At 40.0% G+C, this 10,683-nt stretch carries 4 protein-coding genes and 2 pseudogenes; 5 read left to right on the top strand and 1 reads right to left on the bottom strand.

Features of this window, described 5'->3' with window-relative positions; translation table 11 throughout:
- Nucleotides 1–97: 97 nt before the first annotated feature.
- The 5 genes and pseudogenes from H6G59_RS20265 to H6G59_RS20245 all read left to right on the top strand — a co-directional run.
- Nucleotides 98–1,129: pseudogene (locus H6G59_RS20265) on the top strand (site-2 protease family protein); the annotation flags it as partial.
- A gap of 767 nt (nt 1,130–1,896) precedes the next feature.
- Nucleotides 1,897–3,124 (top strand): annotated as a pseudogene (locus H6G59_RS20260) (PQQ-dependent sugar dehydrogenase).
- Between the two features lie 592 nt (nt 3,125–3,716).
- On the top strand, nt 3,717–5,435 hold the full coding sequence (locus H6G59_RS20255; protein WP_190717640.1) for a diflavin flavoprotein: 1,719 nt from the start codon (nt 3,717–3,719) through the stop codon (nt 5,433–5,435).
- A gap of 203 nt (nt 5,436–5,638) precedes the next feature.
- The gene (locus H6G59_RS20250; protein ID WP_190717656.1) at nt 5,639–7,351 is read left to right on the top strand and encodes a diflavin flavoprotein; all 1,713 of its coding nucleotides are present in this window, start codon (nt 5,639–5,641) and stop codon (nt 7,349–7,351) included.
- Nucleotides 7,352–7,727: 376 nt separating this feature from the next.
- Nucleotides 7,728–8,807 (top strand): Hpt domain-containing protein, encoded by a 1,080-nt coding sequence (locus tag H6G59_RS20245; protein WP_190717638.1) that lies wholly within the window; start codon nt 7,728–7,730, stop codon nt 8,805–8,807.
- Nucleotides 8,808–9,308: 501 nt separating this feature from the next.
- Here H6G59_RS20245 and H6G59_RS20240 read toward each other — a convergent pair.
- A complete protein-coding gene (locus H6G59_RS20240) occupies nt 9,309–10,601 on the bottom strand; it encodes a dicarboxylate/amino acid:cation symporter (RefSeq protein WP_190717636.1) in 1,293 nt (430 codons plus the stop codon).
- Nucleotides 10,602–10,683: the final 82 nt, after the last annotated feature.

Here is a 10,683-nt window from a genome sequence, read left to right as displayed (position 1 = left end):
CTCTCTGTTCTTTAGACAGATGGTTTTTTGCTGGCATAACTCAGAAGCTATCGCTTAGTTACTTAATTCTCTATTATACAATCTAGCTGCACAACAGCTTAGCAGTGGACTAGCGGCACAATTTCCCCAATTAGGTGGGGGATTACCTTTGGTACTAGGATTGATGACGGCGCTATTGTTATTTGGTTCAGTTGTCGCCCATGAATTAGGACACAGCTTTGTCGCTATTCGCCAAGGAATTGATGTTAAATCAATCACGCTGTTTATATTTGGTGGACTGGCCAGCTTAGAAAAAGAATCACAAACTCCGGGAGAAGCTTTTTGGGTAGCCATTGCTGGACCAATAGTTAGTTTGATACTATTCGCTACAGCGACCGCAGTTGGTTTTGCAACTGCCGCATCAGGACCATTGGCAGCTATATTGGGTCTACTAGCTTCTGTTAATTTGACATTAGCTCTATTTAACCTCATTCCTGGCTTACCTTTGGACGGAGGAAATATACTTAAAGCAATAGTTTGGAAAATTACTGGTAAATCCTATAAAGGAGTGGTTGTTGCCAGCCGAATTGGACAAATCTTTGGTTGGTTAGCGATCGCATCTGGTTTAATTCCTTTACTATTGTTTGGTAGCTTTGTTAACGTCTGGAACTTGTTAATTGGCTTATTCTTGCTGCAAAATGCTGGTAATGCTGCCCAATTTGCTAGAGTGCAAGAGAAACTCACAGGTTTAACAGCAGCGGATGCTGTAAACAACGATAGCCCAATTGTCAAAGCGAATTTGAGTTTAAGAGAGTTTGCTGATCAACATCTCTTAAATGCTCAGGAATACCGTCGTTTCTTGGTGACAGATGAGCAAGGACAATTGCTAGGAGCGATATCAGTTGATGACTTGCGAACCATCCCGAATACACTATGGGCAGAAACTCAAGTCCTCCATGTGATGAAACCAATCGAGCAGTCTAGCACTGTACAATCGGATAAACCGTTGCTAGAAGTAGTACAGTTACTCGAAACACAAAAATTATCAGCACTGGCTGTAATTCGTGACAATGGATTGTTAGTCGGAATTTTACAAAAGGCTGCAATCATCAACTTACTTCAGAAGAAAGTACAAACAAAATTTGCATAATCTCTTCAATTCTCCAAATAAAAACTCAAAATTGCCTTGAAAAGAAAGCAGTTTTGAGTTTTTATGTTTGTCGGCAAATATTCAGAATAGCCTGCTAATACCAATTTTATGTGAAGTTGCACATAATTCTAAAATCCATTGATTTATCTGTCTTTATCCGCGTTTATCTGCGTACATCCGCGTACCCTACCGGAAGCAAGCTACAATTATTCTATGCAGCTTCATATTAATCTGGTATAAGTAGATTGGCATTAAAAATTGTCGTTGGGATGGGGAAAAAGGGTTTTATTCTGCCTACCTAAGTAGCTTGGCGCAATTAAATATAAAACCTCTCCCTAACCCTCTCCTACAAGGAGAGGGAAAAGGAATAACTCTTAATAATGGAGAGGCTTTGACTCCCACTTCCCTGGTAGGGAAGGGGGCTGGGGGGTTAGGTCTATCTTATATTTTTTAAAGCCCACCTATCTACTTACAATATTTTGTTGATGGAATTAAGAAGGCAGCTATGTCCCCAGAAATAAATTTAGGCTAAAAATCACTTTTTTTTCATAGGTACAGCTTCACAGCCAAAACCACCAATTGTTAAATAAGTCCGTGGATAGATGTAGTTAAATTAAACTACAGATATTGTATATGGTTTTGATAGTAAATAAAAAACCAAGCTGCCAATTACCTTTATACTAAATTGGCAATAAATTATAAAAATAAATTATTTATTAGCCATTTTCAAGATCATGCAGGCAGCGATTGTTTGGACAGAACAAATAATGAAACAGACAAAAACTTTTGCAGCCAAATTACTTTTTGGCATGGTTTTAGTAGGAATTTCAGCTTGCAACTTACCCACAACTGAGTCCACAAACACTAACAATCAACAAACACAAACAGCCCAACAAGTCAGCCAAGAAACTGCTACTAAAAATCAAGCCTGTACTTTAGTAGAAAATGGCTTCGGTTCCCAAGGACAGGTAAAACTACGGGTAGAAGAAGTGGTAACAGGTTTGGAAGTTCCTTGGGGAATAGCTTTTCTGCCCAATCAAGATATGTTAGTTACCGAACGACCGGGACGAGTTCGCCTCGTGCGGGGTGGTAAACTTATTTCTCAACCAGTAGCTACTATCAACGTAACAGAAAGCGGTGAAGATGGTTTACTGGGTATTGCCACTCATCCTAACTTTGCCAAAAACCGATTTTTTTACATTTACTACACTGCTGATAAAAATGGATCACAGGTTAATCGTGTGGAAAGATGGCGACTATCTGAGAATGGACTTACTGCTTCACCAGATCGGGTAATTGTTGACAATATTCCCGTAGCACAATTTCATAATGGTGGTCGTATTCGCTTTGGACCAGATAGAATGCTTTACATTGGCACGGGTGATGCCAGAAGAACCGCAAAGTTCCCAGGATGTTAATAGCCTTGCTGGTAAAATTCTGCGTGTGACACCTGACGGACAAGTGCCACCAGATAATCCGTTTGCTAACAATCCTGTCTATATAACTGGGATTCGCAACACTCAGGGGTTTGATTGGCTGGATAAATCGACACTCTGGGTAACAGACCACGGACCTAGTGGGGATTTGGGAAGAAGGGGTCACGATGAACTCAGTTTAGCAAAAGCAGGAGACAATATGGGCTGGCCTACTATCTACCGTTGTGAATCAAAGAAAGGAATGGTTACTCCGTCAATTGTTTGGCGTGAAGCTTTACCTCCTGGTGGGGCAGCAATTTATACTGGCAATTCTATTCCTGAGTGGAAAGGTAGCTTAATTATTGCCACCCTCCGTTCTCAACACTTGCAGCGCGTTGTTTTCAACCCCCAGTCTCCCCAACAAGTTGAGCGTCATGAGGTGTATTTGCAAGGTCAATATGGACGACTGCGAGAGGCGATTATGGGGACAGATGGTGAATTATATGTCACCACCAGTAACTGTGATGGACGGGGAAATTGTCCTCCACAGCGGGATAAAATTCTCCGCATTACTCGATAAGAAGGATTCAAAGCAAATTAATATGAAGTTGCATAGAATCAGATTTCAAAAAGAATTGACGAAATAATTACTAATTCGTAATTTGTAATAAGTAGGTTGGCGTTAAAAATTGTCGTTATGACAAGGCAGGAGGCAGAGGGCAGGAGGCAGGAGGAAAGAGGTTTTTGGGCAACTTTACGTTTAGTTACATAGTACTCTTCGAGAAGCCGCTACGCGTCTACGGTTTTTTTGTGCCTTTCTACTTATTTCCTGCGGAAACGCTACGCGAACGTAATTAAAGAGGGTACAAGCCCCCATTGATTGTAACTACGAATTACGAATTATGTTGACAAATTATTTGTCAAGAAAAGCGAATATCTGTATGATGGTTTAAGGATTTTAAATTATGCCAAGAAAAATAAATATTTAAGTCGTATTGCATTAGACATATTCCATAATTAGTATATTTTTCTAGTCATAAAATATGCTGAAAAAGAGCATGAATTGATACAAGTTAAATTTACCGAAATATATTCTTGATTACAACTTTAAAAAGAATTTAAGAAGAAAATGGGGAAGAGAAAAGAATATTATTTGGACTCGGAGACGAATCATGGTAGCGATCTCAGAGAAAGTTCAGCCCCGGTTAACTATACAAACTGTAGAAATTGCCCCTAACACCACGGCGATTCGCTCTCTTGATTGGGATCGAGATCGTTTTGATATTGAATTTGGACTGCAAAACGGCACAACCTATAATTCATATTTAATTAGGGGTGAACAAACAGTTTTGATTGATACTTCTCACCAGAAGTTTCGTGACCTGTATTTAGAAACTTTAAAAGGTATTGTTAACCCCAAGACCATTGATTACATTATTGTCAGCCACACAGAACCAGATCATAGTGGTTTGGTAGAAGACGTATTACAGTTAGCGCCGAGAGCAACTGTTTTAGCTTCTAAAGTTGCGCTTCAGTTTTTAGAAGGCTTGGTACATGATCCTTTTTCCAAGCGAATTGTCAAAAGTGGCGATCGCATCGATATTGGTAAAGGACATGAAATCGAATTCGTCAGTGCGCCCAATTTACACTGGCCTGACACCATTTTCAGCTTTGATCGCCAAACCCAAATCCTCTATACCTGTGATGCATTTGGAATGCATTTCTGCGACAATCGCACCTTTGATGAAGACTTAGAAGCGATTGAAGCCGACTTCCGATTTTATTACGATTGCTTAATGGGTCCTAATGCTCGTTCTCTATTGAATGCAATGAAGAGAATGGGTGAACTTGGCAAAATCAAAATAATTGCTAACGGACATGGCCCATTACTGCATCATAACCTAGATCTGCTGACAGAGTGTTACCAAAACTGGAGCCAAAAACAAGCTACAGCAGAGACTGTAGTTGGTTTATTCTATGTCTCAGAATATGGATATAGCGATCGCTTGGCTATGGCCATTTCTGAAGGTATCCAAAAAGCTGGAGTTGGAGTAGAAGTCATAGATCTCAACACAGCAGAACTCCAAGAAATTCAAGAACTAGCAGGTAGAGCATCGGGTATTATTATCGGAATGCCTCCCAGTACCTCCGTAACGGCTCAAGCTGGGATGAGTTCATTGCTATCAGTCGCCAAAAATAAGCAAGTAGTAGGACTATTTGAATGTTATGGTGGCGATGATGAACCCATTGATACCCTACGCCGTAAATTTATTGACTTAGGTGTCAAAGAAGGCTTCCCCGCAATTCGCATTAAAGAAGTTCCCAGTGCATCAACCTACCAACTTTGTGGAGAAGCTGGTACAGACTTGGGACAATTGATTATGCGAGAACGCAACATCAAACAAATCAAGTCCCTCGACGTGAACATGGAAAAAGCGTTGGGTAGAATTAGCAGCGGCTTGTATATTGTCACCGCCAAAAAAGGTGATATGAGTGGAGCAATGATCGCTTCCTGGGTGACACAAGCTAGTTTACAGCCTTTAGGGTTCACAATTGCCGTGGCTAAAGACCGGGCTATTGATAACTTACTCCAATTAGGCGATCGCTTTGTTCTTAATGTCCTGGAAGAAGGAAACTATCAAGACCTGAAAAAGCACTTCCTCAAGCGTTTACATCCCGGTGCGGATAGATTTGCCGGCGTGAAAACCCAAACCGCCAAAAACGGTTCACCCATTCTTACAGACGCACTCGCATACATGGAATGTGAAGTTGTCAGCAGCATGGAATGTAGCGACCATTGGATTTTATACTGCACAGTCGAAGATGGACGTGTTTCCAAGCCTGATGGAATCACAGCAGTACGCCATCGCAAAGTAGGGAATTACTACTAATTCGTAATTTGTAATTCGTAATTCGTAATTAAAAATCTCATTATGAATTATGAATTACACATTTTAAAATTTTGAATTGCAATGCACAGATATTTTCCTGCAAGTATTTCATAATTATTATGAGCTTCCCAGATCCTCTTTCTAACGCTTTTGAATCTGCTAAAAACTGGTTGTCACAAGTTTTTTCTCCACAACAAACACCTATGAGCAATTCCAAACCACGCGACGTACAAATTCTACCTATTGCTACCAACACAAAAGTTCTCAGAGCCAGAAGTGCGTCACGTCTAAGGTTTGAAATTGAATATGCACTTGAAAGAGGAACTACCTCCAATTGCTATTTAATAGAAGCCGATAAAACTGCATTGATTGATCCTCCAGGGGAAAGTTTCACCGCAATTTATCTGGAAGCATTACAGAATACAGTTAACTTCAGAAAGTTGGATTATGTAATTTTGGGTCATTTTAGTCCCAACCGTATACCAACTTTAAAAGCCCTGTTAGAAGTTGCACCACAAATAACTTTTGTTTGTTCTCTGCCTGCATCTGCTAATTTACGAGCAGCTTTCCTAGACCAAGATATCAAAGTTTTGGTCATGAAAGGGAAAGAAAATTTAGATTTGGGTAAAGGTCATGTTTTAAAATTCTTACCTACACCTAGTCCCCGTTGGCCAGAAGCACTTTGTACCTACGATCAACAAACCCAAATTCTCTACACAGATAAATTATTTGGAGTGCATATCTGTGGAGATGACGTATTTGATGACAACTCAGAAACCTTCAAAGAAGACCAGCGTTACTACTTTAATTGCTTGATGGCTCCCCATGCAATCCACGTAGAAGCAGCTTTGGAGAAAATCTCAGATTTGCAAGTGAGAATGTATGCTGTAGGTCACGGGCCGTTAATTCGCAGCGGCTTAATTGAACTGACAAAAGCCTATGGAGAATGGAGTGTTTCTCAAAAGAATCGGGAAATTTCCGTGGCGTTACTTTACGCTTCAGCCTATGGCAATACGGCAATTTTAGCACAGGCTATGGCGTTGGGACTTACCAAAGGTGGGGTTGCAGTTCAATCAATTAACTGTGAATTTGCCCTACCTGATGACATTCGTAATACTGTAGAAAAAGCAGATGCTTTTATTATCGGTACTCCCACCATAGGTGGTCATGCACCTACTCCTATTCACACCGCTTTGGGTATTGTTCTCGCTACTGGAGACAACAGCAAACTCGCTGGGGTATTTGGTTCCTACGGTTGGAGTGGTGAAGCCTTAGATTTAGTTGAAGGTAAACTCCGAGATGCTGGATATCGGTTTGGCTTTGATACCCTGAAGGTAAAATTTAAGCCTGATGAAGTCACACTCAAATTGTGTGAAGAAATTGGTACAGATTTCGCTCAAGGCTTGAAAAAAGCTAGAAAAATCCGTGTACCCCAACAAGCCGCTACCCCAACAGAACAAGCTGTAGGCCGGATTATTGGTTCTGTTTGTGTAGTTACAGCCAAGCAAGGAGAAGTTTCTACAGGAATGCTTGGGGCTTGGGTTTCTCAGGCTACTTTTAACCCACCAGGAATTACCGTTGCGATCGCTAAAGACCGAGCAGTAGAATCTCTTATGTATCCTGGTGGGAAATTTGCTCTCAACATTCTCCCAGAAGGTGTTCATGTAGATTACATGAAGCATTTCCGCAAGAATTTCGCCCCCGGAGAAAATAGATTCGCTAACTTCCAGACTGTAGAAGCAGACAACGGTTGTACAATCCTCACCGACGCATCAGCTTATCTGGAATGTTCTGTTAGCCAACGTCTTGAATGCGGCGATCATTGGGTAGTATATGCAACCGTCGATAACGGTAAATTACTCAAGGCTGATGCGATGACTGCTATCAACCACCGCAAAACAGGCACACATTATTAATTACCGAAAGGTATAAATTAAATAACCACCTTAGTTCTTACTCAAGGTGGTTTTATTTTGGCATCATACGATATGAATCAAGTTAAAAGTGGGTATTCTAAACACAGTGTCAGATCAAGCCATGTCTTGACTGAGGAACAGTTGTAAGTATCTCAGCAAAATTAATTATACATTTTGCCAAAAAATAAAAATCTCTGTATTCCTCTACTGTTGACTGTTGCCTATTTCCTATTTCCTCCCCTAAATATACAATTTATTTTGCAGGACTACTTATAGGTGAGAATGAAATAGCCCTGAAAGTCAAATAGAACTATATATAGTAACGCTAAATTTTTGTAATTTTCTACATTATAAAAATACAACAATTATAACAGCCATGACACCAGAACAATTTCAAAGAATTATAGGCTACTTTGTTGAAGAATCATACGATCATCTCAACACAATCTACAAAGGTTTACTCAATTTACAAAATACAATTGATGACAGAGATAAATTAAATGAATTGTTCCGGGCTACCTTTAGTATGAAAGGTGGTGCGGCTATGCTAGGATTTACTAGTATGCAAAAAATTGTATATCGTTTAGAAGATTGTCTAAAATTACTTCGTTATCCGATTATTGCCGATGAACCTCTACGAATATTATTCTTAGATATTTATCATGCACTCAAAAGATTAGTTATAGAAATTAAAACTCCTGATGGTTTGACAGCGGAAAAAGTAGCTAATATTACTTTGAATCTTGACGCTATTTTTACCCTCCTCAATTCTCATTTACTTTTTCTGATTGACAAATCAAACTATAAAGCCAAAATTAATAACATAGATACCTGTCAAACATGGAGTTATGACATACCATTAAAACTAATCTTAATAGATAGTAAAGCTTTCCTATGTAGAGCTTTTGCAGATTATTTTGAAGGCTTACCCAATGTAAAAATAGTCAATGGCACTTTTGAAGAACTACCTTTTTTTGATTGCATAGTTACTGCGGCTAGTTCCTTAAATTCCGCCAATAGTATTGATGCTACAGTACTCAATTTTTTTGGTAAAGATGTAGAAACATTATTACAACAACGTATTCAAGAAGAGTATTTAGGAGATCAACCTATAGGAACATCTTTAATAGTAGAAACAAATCATATTTTACATCCATTTATTGCCCATAGTCCCACTTTGAGAATGCAGATGTCAATGGCTGGCAAAGATCATGTTTATCAAGGACTGTGGTCAACTCTTTTAGCCATTCGCAAACATAACCAAACCTACTGTAATTGTTTACAAAAACAAATAAATACAGTTGTTGTTCCTGGTTTGGGAACTAGTCCTGGTAGTGTCCCAGTTGATGAAGTGGCTAGACAAATGTCTATGGCATATCAAAATTTTCTTTTCAGTGTTCAGCCTTTACAGTATTCAAATCAGAGAGAAGCCCAGGATTTGTTCGCAGTTTTTTAAAAAAGGCAAAAGTAACATTTTCTTAAATTCCGCAATTGCCACCAAGACAATTACCTGATCCTAGTTTAATCTTTAATTATAAAGGTATTGATAGTTGACTTTTTTAATAAAATGCCAGCTACTGCCAAAGCTATTTTATAGTATTTTATTCCTCCCATGGCTCCCAAACACACAAAAATTCAATTTCCTCTTTGGCATTATTTGAACCAGCCCTTATTTAGCCGTGATACTAAATTAATTTGGAATCCTCACCGTTTCGCGCTAGTCTGGCGAATTGAACTTTTAGAAAGGTGCTTGGCTAAACATTCCGACGCTAAAGGACCTCAACAACATTAGTTAATCAAAATAATTCGTAAACAGGGAACAGGGAACAGGGAACAGGGAACAGGGAACAGGGAACAGGTGACAGGTGACAGGTAATTCTTAATTTCTCCGCGTCTCCGTGTCTCCGTGTCCCCGCGTCTCCCCCTGCACCCTTCTCCCAACAACACACCGGACTACTTAAGCCTCGTCTACAGAACGGGGCTTTTTGCTATCAAGTAAAGCACTCACAGTCATATCTCCCATGACATTAATTGCCGTGCGGCAACGATCTAAAAACCAGTCTACAGTTACTAGCAACGCTATATATTCTGTCGGTAAGCCCACAGAAGTAAATACCAAAGTCATTGTCACCAGTCCAGCATTGGGAATACCTGCTGCACCCACCGAAGCAAAAATAGACGTAAGAACTACAACTAATTGCTGTCCTAAACTCAAATGTTGCCCGATCACTTGGGAAATATACAACGCAGACATCGCTTCATACAATGCAGTTCCATCATGGTTGAAATTGGAGCCAACTAATGCACCTAAAGAAGCAGAGGATTCTCTTAAGCCGATTTTTGTCTGCAAAACTTCAAAGGTAATGGGCATTGTCACCGTGGAGGAAGAAGTTGAAAAAGCCGTCAAAAATGCATCAGCACCGCCAACTAAGAACTGACGTGGGTTTACCCAAGAACCGATTTTAACTCTGATGAGGTAATAGCAAGCTTGCAAAAACAGCGCTAACAAAACTGCCACAATAAACGCCGCTAAAGATTGAAATGGTACAAAGCCTCTTTCGGCAATAATTTGAGCGACAATGCCAAAAACAGCTAAAGGTACTAAAGCAATCACCCAGTTTAAGATGCGGATGATTGCGTCAAATAATGTAGCGATAACATTCTCAGTAGACTGATATTCTTTTTTGCCTTGGTCGATTTGTTCTGATTTTAAGCCCCGCAGAACCAGTCCAAAGCTGATAGCAATGACAATTAATTGAATAACGTTATTATCAACCAGTGGCTGGAGGATTGCTTGTGGGACAGCATCTTTAAATAGTCTCCAAGGGTCGAAACTTTGAACAGGAATTTTTATGGGGACTGGAACCGCTAAACTCCCCCAAGTCCCAGGACGCAGGACGTTGGCAACTAAAAGCCCAACCATAATAGCTACTGAGGTGTTAGTTAAAAGTATTACTGCTAACTGCCTGCCTGTTTTACTGGGGATATTGGTAGTCATAAATGTATGCAGTACCGCTACTAAAATCAGCGGTGTAGCCAGGGCGCGGAGTGCCTTGAGGATTAATTCGGCAGGAATTGCTAAATTAGTAATGAAGATGGCGTTGCTGGGATTGGGATTACCCGCACCTAGAGAAATGCCTAAAATGACTGCAAGCAATAAGGCAATGATAATTTGTAACGTGAGCGGAATCCACTGCCACCACGGGCGGTTTTCGGTTGCGGGTGAATTAGTATTCTTTGTTTCGCTCATGCTAAATGCTATGAAATGGCTGTAACTATTAAAACATCACCAGTAGCGATGAAAATTCCGGGAACAGTAAAGCAGTCATTGA

Origin of the sequence: Anabaena lutea FACHB-196, from assembly GCF_014698305.1 — a bacterium.
Lineage (GTDB): Bacteria > Cyanobacteriota > Cyanobacteriia > Cyanobacteriales > Nostocaceae > Anabaena > Anabaena lutea.
The sequence above is the reverse complement of the archived record's forward strand: the minus strand, read 5'-3'. Positions and strand labels throughout refer to the sequence as shown.